Origin of the sequence: Streptomyces sp. RK62 (genome assembly GCF_018070255.1) — a bacterium.
Lineage (GTDB): Bacteria > Actinomycetota > Actinomycetes > Streptomycetales > Streptomycetaceae > Streptomyces > Streptomyces nigra.
Genome location: NZ_JAGPYD010000001.1, coordinates 104317 through 130027, shown reverse-complemented (window position 1 = coordinate 130027; position 25711 = coordinate 104317). Strand labels below are relative to the sequence as shown.

At 71.6% G+C, this 25711-nt stretch carries 19 protein-coding genes and 1 pseudogene; 6 read left to right on the top strand and 14 right to left on the bottom strand.

Annotated features, from left to right (window positions below):
• Window positions 1-30 precede the first annotated feature (30 nt).
• On the bottom strand, window positions 31-699 hold the full coding sequence (ribA, locus tag KBY32_RS00475) for a GTP cyclohydrolase II (RefSeq protein ID WP_115505694.1): 669 nt from the start codon (window positions 697-699) through the stop codon (window positions 31-33).
• A gap of 41 nt (window positions 700-740) precedes the next feature.
• Between ribA and KBY32_RS00470 the strand changes: the two are divergent.
• A pseudogene (locus KBY32_RS00470) lies at window positions 741-1490 on the top strand (creatininase family protein); the annotation flags it as partial.
• Here KBY32_RS00470 and KBY32_RS35190 read toward each other — a convergent pair.
• From KBY32_RS35190 to KBY32_RS00450, 5 genes are all read right to left on the bottom strand, one after another.
• On the bottom strand, window positions 1373-2656 hold the full coding sequence (locus tag KBY32_RS35190; RefSeq protein ID WP_247688864.1) for a lysylphosphatidylglycerol synthase transmembrane domain-containing protein: 1284 nt from the start codon (window positions 2654-2656) through the stop codon (window positions 1373-1375). The pseudogene KBY32_RS00470 and the gene KBY32_RS35190 sit on opposite strands and share 118 nt — an antisense overlap.
• Window positions 2653-3609 (bottom strand): SAM-dependent methyltransferase, encoded by a 957-nt coding sequence (locus tag KBY32_RS00465; RefSeq protein ID WP_374224876.1) that lies wholly within the window; start codon window positions 3607-3609, stop codon window positions 2653-2655. Before KBY32_RS00465 ends, KBY32_RS35190 begins: the two co-directional genes overlap by 4 nt.
• Window positions 3610-3725: 116 nt before the next feature.
• Entirely contained in the window at window positions 3726-4925 is a 1200-nt protein-coding gene (locus KBY32_RS00460) for a glycosyltransferase family 4 protein (protein ID WP_210978390.1), read from the bottom strand.
• Window positions 4922-5320 (bottom strand): 6-carboxytetrahydropterin synthase, encoded by a 399-nt coding sequence (locus KBY32_RS00455; RefSeq protein ID WP_055619267.1) that lies wholly within the window; start codon window positions 5318-5320, stop codon window positions 4922-4924. Before KBY32_RS00455 ends, KBY32_RS00460 begins: the two co-directional genes overlap by 4 nt.
• 151 nt (window positions 5321-5471) lie before the next feature.
• Window positions 5472-6452, bottom strand: a complete 981-nt coding sequence (locus KBY32_RS00450; RefSeq protein WP_210978389.1) for a zinc-binding alcohol dehydrogenase — start codon at window positions 6450-6452, stop codon at window positions 5472-5474.
• A 108-nt stretch (window positions 6453-6560) separates the two neighbouring features.
• Between KBY32_RS00450 and KBY32_RS00445 the strand changes: the two genes are divergently transcribed.
• Entirely contained in the window at window positions 6561-7334 is a 774-nt protein-coding gene (locus KBY32_RS00445; protein WP_055619269.1) for a CDP-alcohol phosphatidyltransferase family protein, read from the top strand.
• Between the two features lie 42 nt (window positions 7335-7376).
• Entirely contained in the window at window positions 7377-7982 is a 606-nt protein-coding gene (locus tag KBY32_RS00440) for an HD domain-containing protein (protein WP_210978388.1), read from the top strand.
• 265 nt (window positions 7983-8247) lie between these two features.
• Here the strand turns inward: KBY32_RS00440 and KBY32_RS00435 are convergent, their stop codons facing one another.
• Genes KBY32_RS00435 through KBY32_RS00420 form a run of 4 tightly spaced genes read right to left on the bottom strand, consistent with a single transcriptional unit; the run spans window position 8248 to window position 12851 of the window.
• Window positions 8248-9612, bottom strand: coding sequence for a GH1 family beta-glucosidase (locus tag KBY32_RS00435; RefSeq protein ID WP_210978387.1), 1365 nt, complete (start codon window positions 9610-9612; stop codon window positions 8248-8250).
• Between the two features lie 47 nt (window positions 9613-9659).
• Entirely contained in the window at window positions 9660-10499 is an 840-nt protein-coding gene (locus KBY32_RS00430) for a carbohydrate ABC transporter permease (RefSeq protein WP_055619272.1), read from the bottom strand.
• Window positions 10500-10536: 37 nt separating this feature from the next.
• On the bottom strand, window positions 10537-11526 hold the full coding sequence (locus KBY32_RS00425) for a carbohydrate ABC transporter permease (protein WP_210978386.1): 990 nt from the start codon (window positions 11524-11526) through the stop codon (window positions 10537-10539).
• 5 nt (window positions 11527-11531) lie between these two features.
• Window positions 11532-12851, bottom strand: a complete 1320-nt coding sequence (locus KBY32_RS00420) for a sugar ABC transporter substrate-binding protein (protein ID WP_210978385.1) — start codon at window positions 12849-12851, stop codon at window positions 11532-11534.
• A 207-nt stretch (window positions 12852-13058) separates the two neighbouring features.
• Here KBY32_RS00420 and KBY32_RS00415 point away from each other — a divergent pair, with 207 nt between their 5' ends.
• The gene (locus tag KBY32_RS00415; RefSeq protein WP_210978384.1) at window positions 13059-14858 is read left to right on the top strand and encodes a coagulation factor 5/8 type domain-containing protein; all 1800 of its coding nucleotides are present in this window, start codon (window positions 13059-13061) and stop codon (window positions 14856-14858) included.
• Window positions 14859-15089: 231 nt separating this feature from the next.
• On the opposite strand, the gene fusA is transcribed toward KBY32_RS00415, so the two are convergent.
• On the bottom strand, window positions 15090-17138 hold the full coding sequence (gene fusA / locus KBY32_RS00410; RefSeq protein ID WP_210978383.1) for an elongation factor G: 2049 nt from the start codon (window positions 17136-17138) through the stop codon (window positions 15090-15092).
• Between the two features lie 517 nt (window positions 17139-17655).
• Here fusA and KBY32_RS00405 point away from each other — a divergent pair.
• Window positions 17656-19089 (top strand): MFS transporter, encoded by a 1434-nt coding sequence (locus KBY32_RS00405; protein ID WP_210978382.1) that lies wholly within the window; start codon window positions 17656-17658, stop codon window positions 19087-19089.
• A gap of 142 nt (window positions 19090-19231) precedes the next feature.
• Window positions 19232-20110, top strand: a complete 879-nt coding sequence (locus KBY32_RS00400; RefSeq protein ID WP_247688863.1) for an ABC transporter substrate-binding protein — start codon at window positions 19232-19234, stop codon at window positions 20108-20110.
• A gap of 17 nt (window positions 20111-20127) precedes the next feature.
• Here the strand turns inward: KBY32_RS00400 and KBY32_RS00395 are convergent, their stop codons facing one another.
• The 3 genes from KBY32_RS00395 to KBY32_RS00385 form a co-directional block, all read right to left on the bottom strand.
• Window positions 20128-22854: a SpoIIE family protein phosphatase gene (locus KBY32_RS00395; RefSeq protein ID WP_308293637.1), complete on the bottom strand. Its 2727-nt coding sequence runs from the start codon at window positions 22852-22854 to the stop codon at window positions 20128-20130.
• A gap of 195 nt (window positions 22855-23049) precedes the next feature.
• Window positions 23050-24804 (bottom strand): Hsp70 family protein, encoded by a 1755-nt coding sequence (locus KBY32_RS00390; RefSeq protein WP_210978379.1) that lies wholly within the window; start codon window positions 24802-24804, stop codon window positions 23050-23052.
• Window positions 24801-25640, bottom strand: coding sequence for a hypothetical protein (locus tag KBY32_RS00385; protein WP_210978378.1), 840 nt, complete (start codon window positions 25638-25640; stop codon window positions 24801-24803). The genes KBY32_RS00390 and KBY32_RS00385 overlap by 4 nt, the downstream gene beginning before the upstream one ends.
• Between the last annotated feature and the right edge of the window lie 71 nt (window positions 25641-25711).

The following is a 25711-nucleotide window of genomic DNA, read 5'->3' as shown; positions in this document are numbered from 1 at the left end:
CTCTTCCTGTCCGGGCGGGCCGTCCCGCAATCAGGTCAGCTGGCCGACGGCGTCCAGGTGGGGCAGGTGGTGGTCCATGCGCTCCCGCTTGGTGCGCAGATAGGTGATGTTGCTCTCGCACGGCTGGATCAGCAGCGGGACCTGCTCGGTCACCTCGATGCCGTGCTCGACCAGCGCCTCGCGCTTGCGCGGGTTGTTCGACATCAGACGGACGCTGCGGACGTCCAGGTCGCGCAGGATGCCGGCGGCGGCGCCGTAGTCGCGGGCGTCCACGGGCAGTCCGAGCGCGAGATTGGCCTCGACGGTGTCCAGGCCCTCCGCCTGCAGGGCCATGGCGCGCAGCTTGGCGAGCAGGCCGATGCCGCGGCCCTCGTGGCCCCGCAGATAGACGACTATGCCGCTGCCCTCGGCGACGACGGCGCGCAGGGCGGCCGCGAGCTGGTCGCCGCACTCGCAGTGCTGGGAGCCGAACGCGTCGCCGGTCAGGCACTCGGAGTGCAGCCGGACCAGGACGCCGTCGGTGCCGGGTTCGCCGTGGACGAGGGCCACCTGTTCGTCGCCGCGATCGTGGTCGATGTAACCGATCGCCCGGAATTGCCCGTAAACGGTGGGCAGGGGGGCGTTCACCACGCGTTCGACTCCGGAACGCTGCGTCCGCTGGCCGGACTTCTTGCCGAGCACGCCAATCTTGTCTGTCATGATTCTTCAGTTCCTATGCAGAGACGAAAGGCCGGTAAAAGATGAGTGATGCGCAGACGCGGCCGGCGGCACACTCGCTGGTGCCGGCGGACACCACCGAAGATGTACGGGCGCGGGGAGCTGGCGTCTCACGACAGGTCGCGGTCCTTCCCGTCGGGAGCTTCGAACAGCACGGCGCATTCCTGCCGCTGGCCACCGACACCCTCGTGGCGTGCGCGATCGCGCGCGAGGTGGCCGCCGTGCACCCCGTACACCTGCTGCCGCCGGTGACGATCTCGTGCTCGCACGAGCACGCGGCCTGGCCGGGGACCGTCAGCATCTCTTCGGTGACCCTTCATGCGGTGATACGGGACATTGCGGATTCGCTCCGCCGTTCGGGCGTCGACGCCCTGGTGCTGGTCAACGGGCACGGCGGCAACTACGTACTGGGCAACGTCGTTCAGGAGTCCTCCGCGCGAGGTGAGCGGATGGCGCTGTTCCCGGCTCCGGAGGACTGGGAGACGGCGCTGGAGCGGGCGGGTGTGGAGACCTCGCTGCTCACCGACATGCACGCGGGGGAAATCGAGACCTCCATCCTTCTGCACGCTCATCCCGAATTGATCCGACCCGGTTATGAGACTTCCGATTTCGTCGCGGACGACCGGCGTCATCTGCTCACCCTCGGCATGTCCGCCTATACCGATTCGGGGGTCATCGGCCGTCCGTCGCTGGGTTCCGCGGAAAAGGGGAAGCGGCTGCTGGAGAGCCTCGCGGATTCCTTCGGCGCGTATGTGTCACTGCTGACCTCCGCGGGCGACTCCGTCGCGGACACGACGGACGGACGAAAATAGCCGCTGGCAACCGGGTCCGCCACGGTCTCGGCGGATCCGGTGCCCCGGGTCCGCAGACCCGTGCACCAGCGGGCGACGAGGACGAGGGCGCCCGGCAGGGCGGCCACGAAGCTGAGGACGCCGTACACGACGGCGACCGCGAGACCGGTGTCGGCACCGAGTCCCGCGGCGGCGAACGCCCAGGCGGTGACGCCCTCCCGGGGGCCGAACCCGCCGACGTTCAGGGGCAGTCCCATCGCGAGCAGCGCCAGCACGGCGAGCGGCACCAGGGTGGCGACGGAGGCGGCGGAGCCGGCGATCCGCGCGGCGAGCACGAACATCGCGAGGTGACCGGCGAGGACGACCGCCGAGGAGACGGCGACGCCGGGCCCGTTGCGGCGTGACAGCAGGCTCTCGCGGGCCTGCGCGAGCGCGGTGCGCAGGGCGGAGGGCTTCGCCCCGGCCCGGCGGGAGGGCGCCCGGTTCATGCGGACGGCGGCGACGACGGCGAATGTCCCGGCCGCCGCGAACAGCAGGACCGGGGTGAGGTCGCGGGCCTGGTCGAGCACCGGCGACGGCATCGTCAGCAGGACGACCGCGCCGACGGCGGCCAGGGCGACCTGCCCGGCCGCCCGCTCCAGGACGACCGCGCGGACGCCGCGTCCGAGGTCGCCGGCGCTCTGCCCGTGCCGCACCGCCCGGTGGACGTCGCCGAGGACGCCGCCGGGGAGGGCCGCGTTGAGGAACAGCGCCCGGTAGTAGTCGGCGACGGCCGCCGCGAACGGCAGCCTGATCCGCAGCCCGCGCGCCACCAACTGCCAGCGCCAGGCGCTGAACACGGTGGTGACGAGCCCGATGCCGAGCGCCCCGAGCAGGGCGGGCCCGTCGATGCGGCGCAGCCCGTCGAGGAACACGCCGGTGCCGAGCCGCCAGAACAGCACGGCGAGGATGAGGACTCCGGCGGCCGTGCCCAGATGGGTGCGGACCTTCGGGTTCCCCAGGAGGGCCTTCACTCGGGAGACGGAGGCGTCCGCGGTGCTCGCCCCGGCCCGGGCGTCCGCGGTCTCCCCCGTACGGTCCGCGCGCCGGGCGCGCGGGGTGAGGCCCTCGCGCCCGGTGTGCGTCCGCGCCACCGTCTCCACGGTCATGACGCCCCGCCCGTCGGCCGGGCGAGAGCCAGCAGGTCGGTGTGGTGGACGACGACCCGCAGCTCGCCCGCCGCACAGGCGGCGAGGCGTTCGCGCAGATAGCGGTCGGCGCGTTCGCGCAGTTCGGGCCGCTGTTCGACGGCCGCGCCGACCCAGCCGCGCAGCCACTGCGCGGTGAGCGCCGCCTCGTCGGGGCCGAGCCGCCAGGGGCTCGGGTGCAGCTGGACGGTGGCGCCGTGCTCGGAGAAGACCTCGGCAGCCACCGTGGCGGCGTCCGGGCCGAGCAGTCCGGTGCGCTTCTGGTGCGCGTTGAACGCCTCGGTGATCTCCTCGTCCAGCGGGTCGGACGGGGTGAGTTCGACGCGGCCGGCGACGGACAGGGTCAGCAGCGCCGTGCAGCCGGCGCCCGCGCAGGCGGCGGCGAGCGTGGTGATCTCGTCGCGGGTGAGGACGTCGAGCAGCGCGGACGCCGTCACCAGGGAGGCGCCGTGCAGGGCGTCGGGGGTGAGCCGGCCGACGTCGCCGCGGCGGGTCTCGACGGTGACGCGGCTGCCGTCGGCGGAGGAGCGCGGGGAGGCGACGGCGGCGAAGTGCAGCAGATAGGGGTCGCGGTCGTGCAGGACCCAGTGCTGGGCGCCGTCCAGGTGGGGGGCGAGCCAGCGGCCCATGGAGCCGGTGCCGCAGCCCAGGTCGTGGATGACGAGTCCGCCGGCGCGGCCCGGCAGATTGGCGAGCCGGATCCGCAGCGGGTCGAGCAGGTCGTGCGCCCGGGCGGCGGCGTCCGCGCCCTCGCGCAGCTCCAGCCACTCGGGGGCGTAGCGCGGCGGGTCGTCCGGAGCGGCCTCCCGCAGCCGTACGGTGGCCCGCTCGCCCGGCCGGCCGGTGGGGCCCGCGCCGAGGATCACGACGTCGGAGTCGGCGCCGTGCGCCTCGGGTCCGGACGCGTCGCTCATGTCACCCTCCGCCGAAACGATCCCGCTGTCGGGTCCCCGGCGTGCCGGACCGGCCGCGTCCCTGGGTCCCGGCTGGGCCGGGATCGTGCCCCCGCCCTGTGTCGTCGCCGTCTTGCTCATGCCGCCCTCCGCGGTTCGTCAGGCAGTCGGCCCAGTACCGCGGCCAGGCTGCGGGCCGTGCCGGCCCAGCCGTTCAGAGCGGCCCGGCGCCCCCGGGCCGCCGCCTTCAGCCGGCGTCGTACGTCCGCCTCGCCGAACCAGCCGCGCAGTTCGGCGGCGATCGCGGCGGGGTTCTCCGGCGGCACGAGGATGCCGGGGACACCGCCGTCGGGGGCCCGGCCGACGGCCTCCGGCACCCCGCCGACGTCGGTGGCGAGCACCGGGATGCCGCGCGCGAGCGCCTCGGTCACCGCCATGCCGTACGTCTCGGCGTAGGAGGTGAGGACCATCAGGTCGGCGGAGTTGTAGCTGGCGTCGAGTTCGGCGCCGGCCTGCGGGCCCGCCAGGACCAGACGGTCGGTCAGACCGTGCCGGGCGATCAGGTCGCGCAGTCCGTCGACGTACTCGGGGTCGTGGTTGAGGCCGCCGACGAGAGAGCAGCTCCACGGCAGGTCGGTCACCGTCGCCAGCGCCTCGATCAGCCGGTGCTGGCCCTTGCGCGGGGTCACGGCGGCCACGCACAGCAGGCGGGAGACGCCGTCGGTGCCGGACGCGAGGGGCGCGATGTCGGCGCCGGGGGCGGCGACATGGACCCGCTCGGGGGCGAGGCCGTGATGGGAGACGAGCCGGCGGACCGCCCAGTCGCTGGTGGCGACGACCGCGTCGACGGCCCGCAGCACCGTGCGCTCCCGGGCGTCCAGGTCGGCCGCGACGGACGGCTCCAGGCCGGTCTCGTCGCCGAGCGGCAGATGGACGAGGACGGCGAGCCGCAGCCGCTCCGCCTCCGGTACGACGATCTCGGGCACCCCGCAGGCGACCAGGCCGTCCAGCAGGACGACGGCCCCGTCCGGGAACTCGCTTAGGGTCCGGGCGAGTTCGGCGCGGGCCGCGGCCTCGGGGCGGGGCCATGCGCCGGCCACCGCGTGCTTGTGGACCTGCCAGCCGAACCCGGGCAGGTCCAGGCTGACCCGTCGGTCGTAGGCGTTGCCGCCGCTGGGGGCCGCCGGGTCGTCGACGCCGCCCGGCATGACGAAGTGCACGGAGCGCAGGGACATCGGGATGATCTCCGCGTTCTTCAGGACGGAATGCTGCGCCGGCACATAGCCGAGCGTCACCTTCTCGGGCCGCGGCTGCTTCTCCAGGGTCACGTCGGTCACAGGGCACGCTCGTAACTCGCCCAGGCGACGTGCGACTCGTGCAGGGTGACGGTGATCCCGGCGAGACCCCGCGCGCCCTCGCCCAGCGCGCCCTTCTCGACGCGCTCCGCGAGCCGGTCGGCGATGACCTTCGCCAGGAACTCGGTGGAGGTGTTGATCCCGGCGAAGTCGGGTTCGTTGTCGAGGTTGCGGTAGTTCAGCTCGGCAACGACGGCGCCGAGCTCCTGGGTGGCCAGTCCGATGTCGACGACGATGTTGTCGTCGTCCAGCTGCTCACGCCGGAACGTGGCGTCCACGAGGAACGTCGCCCCGTGCAGACGCTGCGCGGGCCCGAAGACCTCGCCGTGGAAGCTGTGGGCGATCATGATGTGATCGCGGACGGTGATGCTGAACAACGGACGACCCTCCAGGTGCGGTGCGCCTAGTCCCCGGCCGATCGGCGCCGGGGATGCCGTGTAGTACGGCTCTTCGGTTCCCCGTGTTCAGCGCGTCCTCACTCTTTTCTCAGGTCAGGCGCTCTTGCCGGCCCGCGGGGAAAGACGGGCGTCAGGGCGTGTCCGGATACCTGACCCGGTGACAGAGCGCCGGGATGTGCCCGGACGCCAGCTTCGGCAGCACGTCGGGCAGCTCCTCGAAGGCGCTCTCCCCGGTGACGAGCGCGTCCAGCGCGGGGTCGGCGAGCAGGTCGAGGGCGAGCGCGAGACGGTCGGCGTAGGTGCGGGTGGCGCGGTTCGGTGAGACGGTGCCGACCTGGCTGCTGCGGATGACGAGGCGCCGGGAATGGAACGCCTCGCCGAGCGGGACGGCCACCTGCCGGTCGCCGTACCAGCTGAGTTCGAGGACGGTGCCCTCGGGGCGGAGCAGTTCGAGGGAGCGGGCGAGCCCCTGCTCGCTGGCGCTGGCGTGCACGACGAGGTCGCAGTCGCCGCGCGCGTCCTCGGGGGACGCGAAGTCCACGCCGAGGGCCTTGGCGACGTCGGCGCGGGACGGATCGGCGTCGACGAGTTGCAGCCGTACGCCGGGGAAGCGGGCCAGCAGGGCGGCCACCGAGCAGCCCACCATGCCGCCGCCGACCACGGCGATCCGGTCGCCGACCAGCGGCGCCGCGTCCCACAGGGCGTTGACGGCGGTCTCGACGGTGCCGGCGAGGACGGCCCGTGCGGCGGGCACGGCGTCCGGGACCACGGTCACCGCGCTCGCGGGGACGACGTACCGCGTCTGATGCGGATACAGGCAGAAGACCGTACGTCCGGCCAGGTCGTCCGGCCCCTCTTCCACCACCCCGACGCTGAGATAGCCGTACTTCACCGGGGCGGGGAAGTCGCCCTCCTGGAACGGCGCCCGCATGGCCGCGTGCTGACTCTCCGGGACGCCGCCGCGGAACACGAGTGTCTCCGTGCCCCGGCTGACCCCCGAGTAGAGCGACCGCACGACCACGTCACCCTCGCCGGGCTCGGGCAGGGTGACCTCCCGGATCTCCCCGGCGCCCGGGGAGCTGAGCCAGAACGCACGTGCGGTGCGGTTCATCGGGATCCTCCTGAACGATCTGCGAGCTGTTCACGTACCGAGGTGTGCACAGGCCGCGCACAGTACGCGGCCTTGATCGACTCTGTCATCTGGCCGGAGGAATGTGCGGTGGCCCTGAACAACACGTACGAAGCAAGGCTGGTCCAGCAGGAGACCGCGGTGGGAGCGGGCGTGCAGATCCTGTTGCTGGCCCTGCTGGGATCGGCGATCGGCATGGGTCCGGCGGGCTGGCTGACCGGCCTCGCCTTCGCCGTCGCCTCCTGGGCGCTGCTCTCCCTGGCCCTGCACCGGTCCAGGCTCCGCTCGTTCGGCCCGGCCAACCGGGTCACGCTCGGCCGCGCCACCCTGGTCGGCGGGGTGACGGCCCTGGTCGCCGACTCCTTCCAGGACTCGCCGCCGGTCACGCTGTTCGTCGGCCTGACCGCGGTCGCGCTGATCCTCGACGGCGTGGACGGCAAGGTGGCCCGCCGCACCGGCACCTCCACGGCGCTGGGCGCCCGCTTCGACATGGAAGTGGACGCCTTCCTGATCCTGGTGCTCAGCGTGTACGTGTCCATGTCGCAGGGCCCGTGGGTCCTGCTGATCGGCGCCATGCGCTACGGCTTCGTCGCCGCCGCGCGGGTCTGGCCGTGGCTGAACACGCCGCTGCCGCCGAGCACGGCCCGCAAGACGGTCGCCGCCCTTCAGGGGGTGCTGCTGCTGGTGGCGGCCTCCGGGCTCCTGCCGCACCTGGCGAACGCCGGTGTCACGGCGCTCGCCCTGGGCCTGCTGGTGTGGTCGTTCGGCCGTGACGTGCTGTGGCTGTGGCGCACGCACCGGGCGACGCGGGTGGCGCCGGCGGTCGTGGAGCCCATGCCCCGGCGGGAACTGGTCACGAGCTGAGGGCCCGCCCCCGTGCTCACCCGCGGTTGTTACGCTCGCCGGATGCACATACCGGGACCGGAAGAGATCCGCGCGCTGCACGAGGAACACGCGCCGACCACCGAGGCGTTCGCCTCCGTCCACCGCCACTGCGAGATCGTCTGGAGCGTCGCCGAGCAGCTGCTGGCGTCGCCGCACCTCGCCCATCTGGACGCGGAGCTGGTCCGGGCCGGCTGCCTCCTGCACGACATCGGCGTCTACCGCCTCTACGACGCCGACGGGCGGCTGGACCACAAGAACTACATCCGGCACGGCCTGCTCGGTCAGGAACTGCTGGAGAGCGTGGGCCTGCCCGCCGTCCTGTGCCGTTTCTGCGCCCACCACACCGGTGTCGGCGTGACCCGGGAGGACGTCGTACGCCAGAACCTCCCCGTGCCGCCCGCCGACTACCTGGCGGAGACACCGGAGGAGCGGCTGGTGATGTACGCGGACAAGTTCCACTCCAAGTCACGGCCCGACCGGTTCCTCTCCCCCGACGCCTTCGCCGCCCGCGTCCGCCGCTTCGGCGAGGAGAAGGTGGCCGCCTTCCAGGCGCTGCGCGACGAGTTCGGCGACCCGGACCTCGCTCTTCTCACACCGGACGTGACACGACCGCCCGTCGCCGGCTGAGGGGTGGTCCCTCTCACTCCTCCGGAAGGTGCGCGTCCGGTGGGTCCGGGCCTCCCGAGCGGCAGCCCCACCCCGGACGAGAAGTACCGCGCCACCGTCCATACGTACACGGTCACGGTGCGCAAGCCATGAGCCCCGCGCGATGAACTCCGCGCGATGAACTCCGCGCGATGAGCGGCAGCCGGAACACGGGCCTGATCGCCGAGGCCACCGTCTGGGAGACGGTGGCCTCGACCTCGGCTGACCGCCCGTCACACGGCGGGCGTCACGCCGCCCGCCGCACCCTCCCCCCATGCGCCCGCACGATGTCCGCGTACAGATGGCCCGTGCCCTTGATCGTCCGTACCTGCGTGTCGTAGTCCACGTGGATCAGGCCGAAGCGCTTCGCGTAGCCGTACGCCCACTCGAAGTTGTCGAGGAGCGACCACGCGAAGTAGCCGGCGAGCGGGGCGCCCTTGCGGGCGGCCGAGGCGCAGGCCGCGAGGTGGCGGACCAGGTAGTCCTGGCGTTCCGGGTCGTCGACCGTGCCGTCGGGGCGGACGACGTCCGGGAAGGCGGAGCCGTTCTCGGTCACGTAGATCTTGCGGGCGCCGTACTCCTCGGCCAGGCGCAGCAGCAGGGTCTCGATGCCGCCGGCGTCGATCTCCCAGTCCATGCCGGTGCGCGGGACGTCGGGGCGGCGGACCGAGCGGGCGTACGGGGCCGGGCCCTCGGGGTCGTCGACGACGTACGCCGGGAAGTAGTAGTTCAGGCCGAGCCAGTCCAGCGGGGCGGCGATCGTCTCCAAGTCGCCGGGCTGCTGAGGGAGTTCGACGCCGTATGTCTCGACCATGTCGGACGGGAAGCCGCGGCCGTGGATCGGGTCGAGCCACCAGCGGTTGACGTGGCCGTCGTGGCGGCGGGCGGCGGCCGCGTCCTCGGGGCGGTCGCCGGCCGCGAACACCGTGGAGAGGTTGTTGACGATGCCGACCTCGGCGCCGGGTGCTGCGGCGCGGATCGCCTGGGTGGCGAGGCCGTGGCCGAGGAGGAGGTGGTAGGAGGCGCGGACGGCGGCCGTGAGGTCGGTCAGGCCCGGGGCCATCGTGCCCTCCAGGTGCCCGATCCAGGCCGAGCAGGAGGGTTCGTTGAGGGTGGCGAAGTGGCGTACGCGGTCGCCGAGCCGGGCGGCCACCACCGAGGCGTACTCGGCGAAGTGCTCGGCCGTCGCCCGCTCGGGCCAGCCGCCCCGGTCCTGGAGGGCCTGCGGCAGGTCCCAGTGGTAGAGGGTGACGGACGGGGTGATGCCCGCCTCCAGCAGGGCGTCCACCAACTCGTCGTAGAAGGCCAATCCCTTGGCGTTCACGGGGCCGTCGCCGCCGGGCAGGACGCGAGGCCATGCCACGGACAGGCGGTAGGCGTTGGTGCCGAGCGTGCGCATGAGGGCGAGGTCCTCGCGCCAGCGGTGGTAGTGGTCGCAGGCGATGTCCCCGGTGTCGCCGTTGTCGATCTTTCCGGGGGTGTGCGAGAACGTGTCCCAGATCGACGGGGAACGGCCGTCCTCCGCCACGGCTCCCTCGATCTGGTACGCCGCTGTGGCGGTGCCCCAGAGGAAGTCGTTCGGGAGTGCGGCGAGGTCGATACGGTCGGGCACGGAGTTCCTTTCGGGGCGGGGGTGGCACTCGGGGCGGGGCTGCTCGGTCACTTGACGGCGCCCGCGGTCAGTCCGGCGACGAGGTAGCGCTGGAGGAGGAGGAAGCCGGCCACCACGGGGACGCTCACGACGAGGGAGGCGGCCATGATCTGGTTCCAGTACACGTCGTTGAGCGTGGAGTAGCCCTGGAGGCCCACGGCGAGGGTGCGGGTGGTGTCGTTCGTCATGACGGACGCGAACAGCACTTCGCCCCAGGCGGTCATGAAGGCGTAGACGGCGACGGCGACGATGCCGGGGACGGCGGCCGGGACGACGACCCGGAACAGCGCGCCGAGCGGTCCGCAGCCGTCCACGAGGGCGGCCTCGTCCAGGTCGCGCGGCACGGAGTCGAAGTACCCGATCAGCATCCAGATGGAGAACGGCAGGGAGAAGGTCAGATACGTCAGGATCAGACCGCCGCGGGAGCCGAACAGGGCGATGCCGGTGGCTTGGCCGATGTTGACGTAGATGAGGAACAGCGGGAGCAGGAAGAGGATGCCCGGGAACATCTGGGTGGACAGCACGGTGACCGTGAAGACGCGCTTGCCGCGGAAGTCGTAGCGGCTGACGGCGTAGGCGGCGAAGACCGCGATCACCACCGAGCAGACGGTCGCCGCACCCGCCACGATGAGCGAGTTCACGAAGTACGTGGCGAGCGGGACCGTCGACCAGATGTCGATGTACGGGCGGATGGTCAGGTCGCTGGGCAGCCAGCGGAAGGTGCCCGACACGTCGGCCAGCGGCTTGAGCGAGCTGGAGACCATGACGTAGACGGGGACCAGGACGAAGCCGGTCAGCAGGGTGAGGAAGATCCGCCGGGACCAGAGGAAGGACCGGGGCGGTGCCATCGGGGACCTGTGCGCCCCGGCGAGGGAGGGTGCGGACTCAGACATCGGCGGTCCTCCGTCCGCGCGAGGTGATCACGAGATAGACGCCGGTCACCACGAGCAGGAACAGCAGCAGGAGCACGGACATCGCCGAGCCGGTGCCGAAGTTCCAGGTGACGAAGGACGCCTGGTAGATGTGCACGGAGATCAGGTCGGCGGCCTCGGGCGCGGTCTTGCCGAACAGGACGTACGGCGTGTTGAAGTCGTTGAACGTCCACAGGAACAGGACGAGCACGAGCACCTGGTTGACGGGGCGCAGCGACGGCAGGGTGATCCGGCGGATCTGCTGCCACAGGCCGGCACCGTCGAGGGACGCGGCCTCGTACAGCTCCTTCGGGATGTTCTGCAGGCCGGCCATGACGATGAGGAAGGCGAACGGCCAGCCCTTCCACACGGACACGGTGAGCAGCGCGATGAAGCTGTTGTCGCCGATGAGCCAGAACGACGGCTTGTCGGTGAGGCCGAGCTGGTCGTGCAGGACGTGGTTCACCAGGCCGTTGTCGTGCTGGAACATGAAGACCCAGGTGATGACGGCGGTGTAGACGGGCAGCGCGTACGGCACCAGGAAGAGGGCGCGCAGCAGGCCCCGGCCGCGGAATGTGTCCTGCATGAAGATCGCGGCGGCGGTGCCGATGAGCCAGCACAGGGCGACGGACAGGAGTGTGAAGGCGACCGTGACCAGGAACGAGTGGAGCAGCGCCGCGCCGACCGGGGCGTCGAAGTCCACGGAGACGCTGTAGTTCTCGAGGCCGTTCCAGGGGGCGGTGGTCCAGTCGCGGATGTAGAACTGCGTGAGCTCCTTGAAGCTCATCACCATGCCGATGACCATCGGCACGAGATGGACGAGGAGTTCGAGGAGCAGGGCGGGCAGGAGGAGCAGGTAGGGCAGGCCGATGCGGCGGATCCGCCCGGGACGGCGGCGAGGGCCGCTCGCCGTCCCGGGGGAGCTCGGACGCACCGCGGCCTCGGTGGGGACCGTGGTCGTCATCGTGCTCACTTCGTAGGCATCTGCTGCTGGGCCTTCTCGAGGGCGGCCTTCACCGACTCCTCCGTGACCTTGCGTCCGGCGGCGGCTTCGGCGAACAGCCCCTTGATGGCCGTACCGACGGCGGTCTCGAACTGGGACTCGTCGGCGACCTGCGGCGCGGCGACGGCGCTCTTGGCGAGGGTGTCCTTGAGGACGGCGTTGGCCGGGGTGTTGAAGGCGGCGTCGGCCTGGGCGCCCTTGACCGGCGGTATGGAGCTGTAGGCCTGGTTGAGGACCTTCTGCTCGGCGTCGCTCGTCATGAACTTCACGAACTTGGTGGCGCCGTCGATGTTGTCGGTGTTCTTGAAGACGGCCATGTTGATGCCCATGACCATGGAGTTGACGCCGGTGCCGGTGCCGGGGGCGCCGGACTGCACGGGCACCGGGGCGATGCCGTAGGCGTCCTCGCTCATGCCCTGGGACTTGAGGTTGGCGGAGGCGGACTGCCAGAGCAGCATCGCCGTCTTGCCCTTGGCGAAGTCACTGACGGACTGGTTCTGCGCGTACTCGGCGTTGCCGGGCGCGATGATCTTGTCCTTGGCCATCAGGTCGACGAACTGCTTGACGCCGGCGACGGCCTTGTCGGAGGTGAAGTCGGGCTTGCCGTCGGCGGTGAAGAAGTCGGCGCCGTGCTGCTTGGCGAAGACGACGGCGTGGTGGATGTTCTCGGAGGGGTTGGAGCCCTCTACGCCGAGGGCCCACTTGCCGTCACCGGTGAGCTTCTTGCCGTCGGCGACGAGTTCGTCCCAGGTGGCCGGCGGCTCGGAGATGCCCGCGTCGGCGAACGCCTTCTTGTTGTAGTAGAGCGCGTACGCCATCGAGTACAGCGGGACGGCGGCCGGGTCCTGGCCCTCGGCGCCGGTGGAGCCGAGCGCGGAGTCGACGAAGCGGTCCTTGCCGCCGATCTTGTCGAACTGGGCCTTGTCCCACGGCAGGAGGGCGCCGGTGGCCTGGAGCGAGGCGGACCAGGTGTTGCCGATGTTCAGCACGTCCGGGCCCTGGCCGGAGGTGGTGGCGGTGAGGATGCGGTTGAGCAGGTCGGACCAGGGCACGACCTCCAGCTTCACCTCGATGCCGGTCTCCTTCTCGAACTTGTCGAGTTCGGGCTGGAGGACCTTCTTGTCGACCTCGATGCTGGCGCCCTGGTTCGAGGCCCAGTAGGTGAGGGTCTTCGGGGAGTCGTTCGACCCCCCGCCGTCGGTCGACGAACCGCCTCCGCAGGCCGTGGCGGCCAGGGCGAGAGACATGGTGACGGCAGCTACGGCCGCGGCTCGCGTTGTACGCATGGCTCCGGTGTCCCTTCCGGGGGTTTCACTGCTTAATTTAGAGCGTGAGTTAAGCCCTTGAGCGGGGCGGCGTCAAGGCTTTGGACGCACTTGCCGGACCTCTGTCCAACCTCTTGACTCTTTCATTTCGGGGTTGAACCATTCAGCGGCGAGAGAGCGCTCCCGTACCCCCACCACGTTCACTTCCTGAACCAGGAGAGCCGCCCCATGCCTGATTCCTCCCCGTCCTCGTCACGCCCGCCCCAGGTCGGCCGCCGCACTCTGCTGGGCGCCGCCGCGGCCGCCACCGCCGCACCCGTGGTGCTGGGTCCGGCGAGCCGCGCCGCCGCCGCGCCGGCGCCCCGCAAGAAGCCGCGCGCCCTGCCCGGCGGTGGCGACCTCGGCCCCAACGTCCTCGTCTTCGACCCGTCGACCCCCGGCATCCAGGACCGCCTCGACGAGGTGTTCCGGCAGCAGGAGTCCGCCCAGTTCGGCACCGGCCGCTACGCCCTGCTGTTCAAGCCCGGCACCTACAGCGGCCTCAACGCCCAGCTCGGCTTCTACACGTCCATCGCGGGCCTCGGCCTCTCCCCCGACGACACGACCATCAACGGGGACGTCACCGTCGACGCCGGCTGGTTCAACGGCAACGCGACGCAGAACTTCTGGCGTTCGGCGGAGAACCTCGCCCTGGTGCCTGCCAACGGCACCAACCGCTGGGCGGTCGCGCAGGCGGCCCCCTTCCGCCGGATGCACGTCCGCGGCGGCCTCAACCTCGCCCCCAGCGGCTACGGCTGGGCCAGCGGCGGCTACATCGCCGACAGCCGGATCGACGGCCAGGTCGGCCCGTACTCGCAGCAGCAGTGGTACACCCGCGACAGCGCGATCGGCAGCTGGCTCAACGGCGTCTGGAACATGGTGTTCTCGGGCGTCGAGGGCGCCCCCGCGCAGAGCTTCCCCAACCCGCCGTACACCACCCTGGCCACCACGCCGGTCTCCCGCGAGAAGCCGTTCCTGTACCTCCAGGGCAGCGAGTACCGGGTCTTCCTGCCCGAGAAGCGGACCAACGCGCGCGGCGTGACCTGGGGCAACGGCACCCCGCGCGGCACCTCCCTGCCGCTCACGCAGTTCTACGTCGCGCGCCCCGGCGTCTCGGCGGCGACGCTCAACCAGGCGCTCGAGCAGGGTCTGCACCTGCTTCTGACCCCCGGCATCTACCACCTGTCGGAACCTCTGCGGATCAACCGGGCGAACACGGTCGTCCTGGGCCTCGGCTACGCGACCCTCATCCCGGACGGCGGTGTCACGGCGGTGAAGGTCGCGGACGTCGACGGCGTCCGGCTGGCCGGCTTCCTGGTGGACGCCGGGCCGGTCAACTCCCCCACCCTGCTGGAGATCGGACCGCGCGGCGCGTCCCGCGACCACTCCGCGAACCCGACCACCGTCCAGGACGTGTTCATCCGCATCGGCGGCGCGGGCCCCGGCAAGGCCACCACGAGCATGGTCGTCAACAGCCGCCACACGATCATCGACCACACGTGGGTGTGGCGCGCCGACCACGGCGACGGCGTCGGCTGGGAGACCAACCGCGCCGACTACGGCGTCGTCGTCAACGGCGACGACGTCCTGGCGACGGGCCTGTTCGTCGAGCACTTCAACAAGTACGACGTGCAGTGGTTCGGCCAGCGCGGCCGCACGATCTTCTTCCAGAACGAGAAGGCGTACGACGCCCCGAACCAGGCCGCCATCCAGAACGGCTCGACCAAGGGCTACGCCGCCTACCGCGTCGGCGACGCCGTGACCTCGCACGAGGGCTGGGGCCTGGGCAGCTACTGCTACTACAACGTCGACCCGACGATCGTCCAGCACCACGGCTTCGCCGCCCCGGTCCGCCCGGACGTCCGCTTCCACAACCTGCTGGTGGTTTCCCTGGGCGGCCAGGGCCAGTACGAGTGCGTCATCAACGACACGGGTTCCCCGACGTCGGGGACGTCCACGGTGCCTTCGACGGTGGTGTCGTATCCCTGACGGTCCGCCATAAACGGGCGCGTGCGTGCCGGGCAGGCCGGAACCCACGACGTGGATCTGCACCCGATCAGTCGTGGGTTCCGGCTGCCCATCACGCCGGCCAAGGCTGTCGGCGCGGTCCAGATAGGTGCGGCCCCCGGCAGCAGCGGGCTCCTTCACCCGGCCCCCGAAGTCCTCGCACCGAAGGAGCGGGTGGCCCCACCCGAAGTGCGGGTGGGGCCACCGCCTTGGTCACCGGGTGGCCGGTGCGGCCGGGGCCGGGGCGTAGCCCGTGGGGCGGGTTGTGAAGGTGCCTCGGCCCTGGGTGCGGCTGCGCAGGCGGGTGGCGTAGCCGAAGAGTTCGGCCAGCGGGACGGTCGCCGTGACGACCGCCGCGCCCGCCCGGGTGACCGAACCCGAGACGCGGCCGCGGCGTGCCGCCAGGTCGCCGAGGACGGTGCCGACCGCGTCCTCCGGCACGGTGACCGTCACCTCGACCACCGGTTCCAGCAGCACCATCGCGCAGGAGCGCAGCGCGTCGCGCAGGCCCAGGCGCCCGGCGGTGCGGAACGCCGTGTCGGACGAGTCCTTCACATGCGTCGCCCCGTCGGTCAGGGTGACCCGCACCCCGGTCACCGGGTGCCCGCCGAGCGGGCCCTCGCCGAGGGCGTCCCGGCAGCCGGCCTCCACGGCACGGACGTACTCCTGCGGCACCCGGCCGCCGACCACCGCCGAGCGGAACTCGAAGCCGGACCCGGCCTCCAGCGGCTCGACATCGAGGACGATGTGCGCGAACTGGCCCGCGCCGCCGTCCTGTTTGACGTGCCGGAAGACGAACCCGCGCACGCCGCCGCCGACGGTCTCGCGGTACGACACCCTCGGGCGCCCGACGGCGACGTCCAGGCCGGTCTCGCGCCTGATCCTCTCCACCGCGACCTCCAGGTGCAGTTCGCCCATCCCGGACAGCAGCGTCTGCCCGGTCTCGGGGTCGGTGCGCACCACCAGCGACGGGTCCTCCTCCGCCAGTCGGGCCAGCGCGCCGGCCAGCCGGTCCGTGTCGGTGGACCTGCGTGCCTCCACCGCGACCGACACCACCGGGTCGGCCACCCCCGGCGGTTCGAGGACGAGGGGGGCCTCCGGCGCGCACAGCGTGGCGCCCGCGCGGGCCGACTTCAGCCCGATGACCGCGACGATGTCCCCGGCGACGGCCCGGTCGACCTGGGCGTGCCGGTCGGCCTGCACGCGCAGGATCCGCCCGATGCGCTCGGTGCGCCCGGCGTTCGTGTCGAGCACGGTGTCCCCCTTTCCGATCGTTCCCGAGTACACGCGCAGATAGGTCAGCCGTCCGGTCGGCGTGGCGCTCACCTTGAACGCCAGCCCGGCGAACGGCGCCGACGGGTCGGCCGGGCGCTGTTCCTGTGTGTCATGTGTGTCGTGGACCGGCGGTACGTCGAGCGGCGACGGCAGATACGCCACCACCGCGTCGAGCAACGGCTCGACACCGCGGTTGCGGTACGCCGAGCCGCAGAGCACGACCACGCCCTCGCCGGTGCGGGTCACCCCGCGCAGGGCTGCCGTCAGCGTCCCGGGCGACACGGTCCCCCGCGCGCAGAACTCCTCCAGCGCCTCGGCGTGCAGCTCGGCCACCGCCTCCTCCAGCAGGCGCCGACGTCGTACGGCTTCCGCCCGCAGGTCCTCCGGCACGTCCCCGACCGTGCGGGTGCCGTCGTCGGCCCAGAGCAGCGCCCGCATCCGTACGAGGTCGACGACCCCGCGGAAACCGTCCTCGGCGCCGATCGGCAGCTGCACGACCAGGGGTACCGGGTGCAGTCGTTCCCTGATCGACTCCACCGCCCGGTCGAGGTCCGCGCCGGCGCGGTCCAGCTTGTTGACGAAGGCGATCCTCGGCACGCCGTGCCGGTCCGCCTGCCGCCACACCGACTCGCTCTGCGGCTCGACCCCGGCGACGGCGTCGAACACGGCGACCGCGCCGTCCAGCACACGCAGCGCCCGCTCGACCTCGTCGGCGAAGTCGACGTGGCCGGGGGTGTCGATGAGGTTGACGCGGTGCCCGTCCCAGTCGCAGCTCACGGCCGCGGCGAAGATCGTGATGCCCCGGTCGCGCTCCTGCGGGTCGAAGTCGGTGACGGTGGTGCCGTCGTGGACCTCGCCCCGCTTGTGGGTGGTGCCGGTGGCGTACAGGATCCGCTCGGTGACGGTGGTCTTGCCGGCGTCGACGTGGGCGAGGATGCCGAGGTTGCGGACGGTGGCGAGGGTCTGGGTGAAGGTGTGCGTGCGCACGGCCGGTGGCCTTTCGGATGGTCCGGAAGAGGGCTGCGCGATGTCCCGGGCGCACGGCAGCGCGGGCCCACGGCGGGCGGGGGCGCTGGAGTTCAGACGTGCGTCACGGGGTCCGGTGCCGGGCGCGCAGCGGGCACCGGGCGGCCGGAGACACCAGGATCACCTCGGTCCGGCGGGACCGGGAACGGGGAGCGGCGGTGGCGGTGTGCGCACGCACGGCCTGTCTCCCCTCGTCGTCGGTCGTGACGGCGCCGCCCGTCGCGGGCGGCGTCCTGGGGTGAGTGTAGGGAGGGGGGTGGGGGCGGTGCCATGGGTTTTCCCGGGGGCCCGCCCCACCCGGTGACCCGTACAGCGACCCCACAGGCGTCTCACATGGCGAGATGTGCTTCCTGAGTCATGAGATGTCTGCGAGTGTTGATCTACCTGCACTGTGCACCTATCCCCTGGCGGGGACGGGTGCCGTGCGGGCCGGCCGGCATGTGCCGCCGCGACCGTCCCCCCCTCGAAAGACCGAGTGATGTCCGCACCCACCAGCAGTCCCACCGGCAGTCCTGCCGGCAGCCCCGCCGGAACGCCCGTCAACTCGCGGTCCCGTGTCCTCGTCGCCAGCCTCATCGGCACGACGATCGAGTTCTACGACTTCTACATCTACGCGACCGCGGCCGTCCTGGTGTTCCCGAAGCTCTTCTTCCCGAGCAGCGACCCGACGACGGCCCTGCTGTCGTCGTTCGCGGTGTTCGGCGCCGCGATGGTCGCCCGCCCGATCGGCGCCGTCGTCTTCGGGCACCTCGGTGACCGCCTCGGCCGCAAGGGCACGCTGGTCACCTCGCTGCTCACGATGGGCATCGCCACCTTCCTGATCGGCGTACTGCCCACCTACGCGCAGGCCGGCTGGGTCGCCACCGCCCTGCTGGTGCTGATGCGGCTGGCGCAGGGCTTCGCGCTCGGCGGCGAGTGGAGCGGCGCGGCGCTGGTCGCCACCGAGAACGCCCCGAGCGGCAAACGCGCCCTCTTCGGCACGTTCCCGCAGCTGGGCGCGCCGCTCGGCTTCATCATCGGCAACGGCCTCTTCCTCCTCATGGGCGCGCTGCTGCCGTCGGCGGCGGGTGCCGACCCGTCCCAGCCCTCGGACGCCTTCCTGAGCTGGGGCTGGCGGGTGCCGTTCCTGTTCTCGGCCGTGATGGTGGCGATCGGCCTGTGGGTGCGGATGCGCCTGGTCGAGTCGCCGGTGTTCGCGAAGACCCGCGAGGCCGGGCTGGTCCGGAAGATGCCGCTGGTGGCCGTGGTCCGCACGCACGGCAGGCAGCTGGTCCTCGGCACCTTCTTCATGCTGGCGACGTACGTGCTCTTCTATCTGATGACCACGTTCTCGCTGAGCTACGGCCGCACCGCGCGGGACGCCGCCGTGCCCGGCCTGGGCTACAGCTACACCACCTTCGTCCTGATGATGATCTTCGGTGTGGTGTTCTTCGCGGTGTTCACCCTGGTCTCCGGCCCGCTCGCCGACCGCTACGGCCGCCGCACCACCCTGGCCTGGGTCACCGCCGCGATCGCCGTCTTCGGACTGGTGTGGGTGCCGCTGATCGGCCTGGGCACGCTCGGCGTGGTCCTGTGGCTGGTGCTCGGCTTCACCCTGATGGGCATGACGTTCGGCCCGATGGGCGCGCTGCTGCCGGAGCTGTTCCCGACGAGCATGCGGTACACCGGGTCCGGCATCTCGTACAACGTCAGCTCGATCCTCGGCGCGGCCGTCGCCCCGTTCATCGCGGTGGCCCTGTGGGAGGCGGGCGACGGCTCGCCGTGGCTGGTCGGCGTCTACCTGTCCGCGATGGCGGTGCTGACGCTGGTCGCGCTGCTGGTGGGCAAGGAGACGAAGGACGTACGGCTGGAGGAGGGCGAGTCGGCCGCGACTCCCGCCGCCGACGAGGCCCCCGTCACCGTGGCCCCCTGAACGACCGCCGAGGCCCCCGCATCCGTCACCGGGTGAGGGGGCCTCGGTCTGTCCGGCGGAGGGCCGGTCGGCGCTGTCGCACAGTCCGGGGCGGGGTGATTTATGGTGAATCCAGCAGTTTGCCCCTACCGGAGGTGCAATGATGCGCGCCGCGGCAGCGATCGTCTCTCTGGCTGTCAGCGGGGCGCTCATCGTCGTGACCTCGGCCTGCGACCAGGACGGATCGAAGTCGTCGAACATCCGCTACGGCGACTGCGAGGTCTCGGGGCGGCACGGGCAGTTCCATCTGACGCCCGAGACGGCCGGGGCCCTGACCGTCAAGACGACCCTGCCCGCCCCCGGCTGGTGGAACGGCGACACCCCCGAGTCCGTGAAGAGCGGATACGAGTACTGCATGGCCGCGAACATCGCCTACCGGTCCGGACTCGACCGGGTCGATGTGAAGAACGCGCCCTTCCCCGAGGTCGTGTCCGGGAAGACCAAGGACTTCGATCTCGCCCTGGCCCAGATCACGATCACACCGGAACGGAGCAAGGTCGCCGAGTTCTCCCCGCCGTACCTCTCCTCCACCCTGGGGCTGCTGATCCGGCGCGGCGAGAACATCGACGAGGGCAACATCAGCGACGTCCGTATCGGCGTGGCCGAGGGCACCACGGGCGAGGAGTTCGTGGAGAACCGCATCAAGCCGGTCCAGCCCGTCACCGCGTACGCGAACGACCCGGAGATGATCAGGGCGCTGGAGGACGGCCGGATCGACGCGGTCGTCCACGACACCACGATCCTGCTTCCGTACGCCCAGAAGGAGAGCAGCAGGGTGAGCCTGGTGGGCCAGTACCGGACCGACCAGGGCTACGGCGCCCTGTACCCGACGGGGTCGCCCAACCGGGCGGAGTTGGACCGGGTCATCAGGCAGCTGATCGACGACGGCACCCTGGCCAAGCTGTCGGCCGTCTATCTGGGAGCTGCGTTCGGCCGTGACCCGGCCAAGATCCCGTTCATCACGGTCGACGACAACTCCTGAGGGGCGCTGAGCAGTGCTCACAGGTCCAGCAGACCGCTCAGATCCCCGGCGGCCTCCCCGTCGAGCGCCTGCTCCGCCCAGATGATCTTGCCGCGGTCGGTGTACCGGGTGCCCCAGCGCCGGGACATCTGCGCGACCAGGAACAGCCCGCGGCCCCCCTCGTCGGTGAGGGTCGCGCGGCGCAGATGCGGTGAGGTGCTGGTGCCGTCGGCGACCTCGCAGATCAGGCTGTCGTGGTCGCGCAGCAGCCGCAGTCCGATGGGGCTGCGGCCGTAGCGGATGGCGTTCGTGACCAGCTCGCTGAGGATCAGCTCGGTGGTGAAGGCCGCCTCGCCGAGCCCCCAGGACTCCAGCCTGCGGCCGGCCTCGGCCCGGATGCGGGGGACGGCGGCGGGGTCGTCGGGGACGTCCCACTCCGCGACCTGGTCGGGGTCGAGCAGCCGGGTGCGGGCGACGAGCAGGGCGACGTCGTCGCTCGGCCTGGTACGGAGCATGGTGTCGAGCACCGTCTGGCAGGTGTCGTCCAGACCGGCGTCCCGGGTGGCGGCGAGCGCCTCCCGCAGCATGTCGAGGCCGACGTCGATGTCCCGGTCCCGGGCCTCGACCAGACCGTCGGTGTAGAGGACCAGCCGGCTGCCGGCGGCCAGCCGCAGCTCGGCGGTCTCCACGGGCAGGCCCGCGCCGACGCCGAGCGGCGGGGCGACGGGGATGTCGGGGAAGGTCACGGAGCCGTCGGGCGAGACCAGCGCGGGACCGGGGTGCCCGGCCCGGGCGAGGACACACAGCCCGGACACCGGGTCGTAGATCGCGTACAGGCAGGTGGCGCCGGTGACTGCCTCGGTGTCGCCCTCGGCCGCCGCGTCGGTGTCGATCCGGGCGATGAGGTCGTCCAGGTGGGCGAGCAGTTCGTCCGGGGGCAGGTCCAGGGCGGCGAAGTTGTGGACGGCGGTCCGCAGACGCCCCATGGTCGCGGCGGCGTGCAGCCCATGACCGACGACGTCACCGACGACGAGGGCCACCCGGGCGCCGGGCAGCGGGATGACGTCGTACCAGTCGCCGCCCACGCCCGCCTGGGCGGGCAGATAGCGGTGCCCGACCTCCAGGGCGGACAGCTCGGGGAGCGTGCCGGGCAGCAGGCTGCGCTGGAGGGTGACGGCGGTGGTGTGCTCGCGGGTGTAGCGGCGGGCGTTGTCGATGCAGACGGCCGCCCGGGTGGCGAGTTCCTCGGCGGGGGAAAGGTCGTCGGGTTCGAAGGGGGACTGCTCCGAGCGCCAGAACTGTACGACCCCCAGCAGCTGGCCCCGGGCCCGCAGCGGCACCGAGATCATGGAGTGCATCCCGTAGGCGATGAGCCGCCGCGAGCGCTCCGGGTCCTGGGCCCGCCAGCCGTCGGAGGCGGCGAGGTCGGCCACGAGGACCGGGCGGCCGGTGGTCACTCCGGTGGTCACGGGGTTGCCCTCCCGGTAGCGCAGCGGCGTTCCGACCGGGCGGAAGGGCGCGTCGTCGTGGATGCCGGCGACGGCGATCCGGCGCATCTCGGTGCTCGCGCCGGTGGGCTCGTCGCCGTGCAGGACGGACTGCACGAGTTCGACGGTGGCGAAGTCGGCGAAGCGCGGGACCGTCACCTCGGTCAGCTCCTCGGCGGTACGGCCGATGTCGAGCGTGGTGCCGATGCGGGTACCGGCCTCGTAGAGCAGTTGCAGGCGTCCGCCCGCCACGTCCGCCCGCCCGGCGAGCGCGCGGAGCTCGGTGGTGTCGCGCAGGGTGGCCACACAGCCCTCGCGGGGGCCGACCGGTCGTACGTTGACCGCGAGCAGGGTGTCCCCGGCGAGGACGACGTGGTCGGTGACGGCCCGGCTCGCTCCCAGCAGCTCGGCGAGGGCGGGGCTGAGCCCGAGGTCGGCGACGGGCCGGCCCTCGGCGTCCGGCGGCAGGGCGAGCAGCCGGCGGGCCTCGTCGTTGGCCAGCAGCAGCCCGCCGTCCCCGTCGAGGATGAGCACGCCTTCGCGCACCGCGTGCAGCACCGCGTCGTGGTGCTCGTACATCCGGGTCATCTCCACCGGCCCCAGCCCACGGGTCTGGCGCCGCAGACGCCCGCTGACCAGTGCGGATCCGCCCGCGGCCAGCAGCAGCGCGACACCGCCGGCGGCGAAGATCACCGGCAGCTGGTCCTGGACCACGCCGGTCACCTTGTCGACGGTGACCCCGACGGTGACGAGTCCGACCGCCGTGCCCTTGTCGTTGAAGACGGCCACCGTCGAGTCGACCGCCTTGCCGAGGCTGCTGTCGAAGGTGGTCTGGTGGGGCTCGCCCTCGAGCGCGTTGCCGTAGGAGGTGGAGACGTGTTTCCCGATCTGGTCCTCGTCCGGATGGGTCCACCGGAAGCCGTACGGGCTCAGGGCCACGACGTAGTCGACGTCGGTTCTCTTGCGCACGGCCTCGGCATGGGGCTGCAGCTCTGCGGTCGGGTCGTCGCTCTCCATGGCCTCCGCGGTGCCCCGGGCGTTCGCGAACGACTCGGCCACCACCAGCGAGCGGTCCTTGGCCTCCTGCAGCGCGCGATTGCGGTCCTGGATCACGAGCGCGGCCACGGCCGTGGCGATGAGCAGCAGGACGACCACCAATTGCAGCAGGAAGACCTGACCGGCGACGCTGCGCGGCTTGCGCCAGGACAGCAGACGTCGACGGGCCGAAGGGTGACGCGCCTTCGGGCCGGCTTCCGGTGGCCCGGCCTCGGAAGGCACACGGTCGCCCTGTCGGCTCGCTGGGGCGATTCGCCCTAGTTTGCCCATTTCCTCAGTATCAGCGACCGGGGAAGCGGGCGCGGCTCAGGGCGGGGCCACTCGGCGGGCCGGGCGGGGCACGGAGGCGTGACGAGGACCCCGACCGTGAGGCCGGAGCCCTCATACGCCTGGCGGGAGGTCCCGGCTCTCGGCGGGTCAGAGCCCTCCCGTCACCACTCCCTGCGGTTCCCCGTTGACCGTGACCGCGGGATCCGCCTCCACGACGCGCACGGACACGTCGATCGGCGCCGGGCGGGCGTTCGCCGCTTCGGCCGCCGAGAGGTGCCGGACAGGGGAGGAACCATCGGCGAACGGGCGAACGGTGTGGGCCAGGAGGCGGGTCAGTTCGTCCTCGAGACCGTGCTGCAGCGGCGTGCCGTCGGGTCCGAAGGAGTCGATCTCGCGCTCGGCGAGCAGCTTGCCGGTGGCCGCGTGGGTGGCGGTGAAGTGCAGAATGCCGCTCTCGTTGTACCTGAACCTGATCTCGATCTTGTTCTTGCCGGTGTCCTGTTCCCGGGTCGGGAGAGGCACCTCGATGTTGGCCAGGGGGAAGGAACGGTCACTGTCGGCCGGGTAGCCGATCTCGCCCTCGATGACCGGTACGCGCACGAAGGAGGCACCCGGCGTGTCCGGCAGGAAGGTGGCCGAGCCCTCGGCGGGGAGGGTGGCGTTGCGCCGGATGATCGCGCGGAAGCCCTTCTGTCCCCCGGCGCTCACAGCGGTGCCCAGGTCGTAACTGGTGACCAGGGAGAAGTCGCTCTCGTCCCCGAGGTCCCCGTCCAGGGACGCCGCGTAGATAGCCGCACCTCGGGCCACAGCTGTCATGGGCCGGCACAGGCCACTGTCGACGATGCGGTCGTGCCCCAGCAGTTCACCGACAGCATGGCGCACCTGCGGAATCTGCGAGGTGCCGCCGATCATCAGCACCGAGTCGATGGCCTCCGGGGTGATCGCCAGGTCCTCCAGCGCCTGCCGGACCGGCTCCAGAGCGCGGGTGATCAGCGGGGTGATCGCCTCGGTGTACTCGGTCGCGGTGATCTTGACCTCGCGCTTCGAGATCGACGGGGCAAGGCCGACCGGGAGGTCGAAGAAGATCGCCCCGTCCTCCGGCACGGACGAGAGGGCGATCTTCGTCAGCTCCACCGACCGGCGCCATCGGCGTCGTTCCGCCTTGGTGAGGTGCTCCGCACTCAAACCGATCTTCCGCTGGATCAGCCGAGCCAGCGCGTTGTCGAACTCCAGACCACCGAGGGCGGTAATGCCGCGGGAGGTCTGCTCCTCGAAGAGGCCGTCGTCGTACTCGAGGACGGTGACGTCGATGGTGCCGCCGCCCCAGTCGAAGACGAGGAAGCGGCCGGGGACCGGGACGTCGTGGGCGTACGAGATCGCCGCCGCGGTGGGTTCGTTGAGCAGGGCCCGGACCTTCACTCCGCCGAGCGCCGCGGCGGCCCGGGTGCGGTAGCGGGCGCCGCCCGTGGCGTTGGCGGGGACGGTGACGACCGCGTCCGAGAGGTCGAGCAGCTGGCCGGACACACCTTCCTTCATGCGGCTGAAGAGAGAAGCGGCCGCGACCGTGCTGTGGTACTTCTCCGAGCCGACCCAGACGTGGTGCTCCTCGAGCTGGGCGGCGACCTCGAGTCCGTCGGTGTCCTTCTCGGCACCGGATCGGGTGCCGAGCATGCGCTTCACTGCGTCGAGCGGCTCGCTGGTGCCGGTCTTCGCCTCCCAGCCGAAGCAGAGGGTGCGCTGGAGGTCGCGCATGGACAGCACGGAGGGGAACAGCTGCTGGAACTCCGGCATCTGCCACTGGGCGGGCACGTTGTCGCCGTCCACGGGCAGCACCTCGACGCCGTGACCGTTCCAATGGGCGACCACCGAGTTGCTCGTGCCGAAGTCAATACCGAAAGTCATCGCGTGCCCCTCTGCCCCCGCTGCTTGCCGGCCGCGGCCCGCAGCGCCTTCTTGAAACCCTGCTCCTGCTGCGTACGGCCGTCTGTCGTCACGCGCCGCGGTGCGGCAGCGCCACCCGGCCCGCCCTTACGAGCCGGCTGACCCTCCGCTGCCTTGGATCCGGCAGAGGTCGTTGGCCTGTCTGCTTCGGAGCGGCTCGTCGTGCGCCGTGTCTCCGTGCGTTCCCGCGACGGACCGCCGGGCCCTTGCCCCCGATGGGGCTTCTTCCTGGGCTGGGCATCGCCGGCCCTCTCCTTGGCGTCCCTTTTCTGCTTGCTGCTCGTCTCCGTGTGCATGGCCCTGCGCTTCTGCCCGGGCTTCGTCTTGTCCGCCGCCGGCACCGGTGGTGGAGTCTTGGGCACGGCTCGGAGCCATCCTCGTTCGACGACCTTCCCGGACTCCTTGTCCACATAGGCCGGAACCACGAGTTCGAAGGTCACCGGTCCTTTCTTCATCACGCCTTGCTGTTCCTCCACCACGTTGAACAGCGCGTGGTCGCCCTCGTCGCCGACGATCTGCAGACCGGCCCTCGCCGCCTCGTGCTCCAGGCGAGTCAGAACGACCTGCATCGTCTTCGCTTCCAGTCCTTGCCTGTGCAGCACGGCGAGTTGAGCCAGGTGCATCTGTCGCGTGCGGATGCCCTCCATCACACCTGCACGCACCGCTTCCGTGAACTGGGGAAGCACCCGGCGCAGCAACTCCGCCCGGAACACCGAGATCAGGTCGGCCCCGGTCCCCTGCTCGGCCAGAGTCGCTCCGAGTCGCTCCGAGGCCTCCCCCAACTCCTTCTCCACCACGGGCAGGAGCGCCTCGTTGACCGCTTTCAGAATCGCGGCGGCATCCAGTGCCCCAGGCTCGAACTCGGGCA

What these genes read in the sequence shown, in the direction of transcription:
- ribA (WP_115505694.1), bottom strand. Translation starts at nt 699, where the DNA reads ATGACAGACAAGATTGGCGTGCTCGGCAAGAAGTCCGGCCAGCGGACG.
- KBY32_RS35190 (WP_247688864.1), bottom strand. Translation starts at nt 2,656, where the DNA reads ATGACCGTGGAGACGGTGGCGCGGACGCACACCGGGCGCGAGGGCCTC.
- KBY32_RS00465 (WP_374224876.1), bottom strand. Translation starts at nt 3,609, where the DNA reads ATGAGCGACGCGTCCGGACCCGAGGCGCACGGCGCCGACTCCGACGTC.
- KBY32_RS00450 (WP_210978389.1), bottom strand. Translation starts at nt 6,452, where the DNA reads ATGAACCGCACCGCACGTGCGTTCTGGCTCAGCTCCCCGGGCGCCGGG.
- KBY32_RS00440 (WP_210978388.1), top strand. Translation starts at nt 7,377, where the DNA reads ATGCACATACCGGGACCGGAAGAGATCCGCGCGCTGCACGAGGAACAC.
- KBY32_RS00430 (WP_055619272.1), bottom strand. Translation starts at nt 10,499, where the DNA reads ATGGCACCGCCCCGGTCCTTCCTCTGGTCCCGGCGGATCTTCCTCACC.
- KBY32_RS00425 (WP_210978386.1), bottom strand. Translation starts at nt 11,526, where the DNA reads ATGACGACCACGGTCCCCACCGAGGCCGCGGTGCGTCCGAGCTCCCCC.
- KBY32_RS00420 (WP_210978385.1), bottom strand. Translation starts at nt 12,851, where the DNA reads ATGCGTACAACGCGAGCCGCGGCCGTAGCTGCCGTCACCATGTCTCTC.
- KBY32_RS00415 (WP_210978384.1), top strand. Translation starts at nt 13,059, where the DNA reads ATGCCTGATTCCTCCCCGTCCTCGTCACGCCCGCCCCAGGTCGGCCGC.
- KBY32_RS00405 (WP_210978382.1), top strand. Translation starts at nt 17,656, where the DNA reads ATGTCCGCACCCACCAGCAGTCCCACCGGCAGTCCTGCCGGCAGCCCC.
- KBY32_RS00400 (WP_247688863.1), top strand. Translation starts at nt 19,232, where the DNA reads ATGCGCGCCGCGGCAGCGATCGTCTCTCTGGCTGTCAGCGGGGCGCTC.
- KBY32_RS00390 (WP_210978379.1), bottom strand. Translation starts at nt 24,804, where the DNA reads ATGACTTTCGGTATTGACTTCGGCACGAGCAACTCGGTGGTCGCCCAT.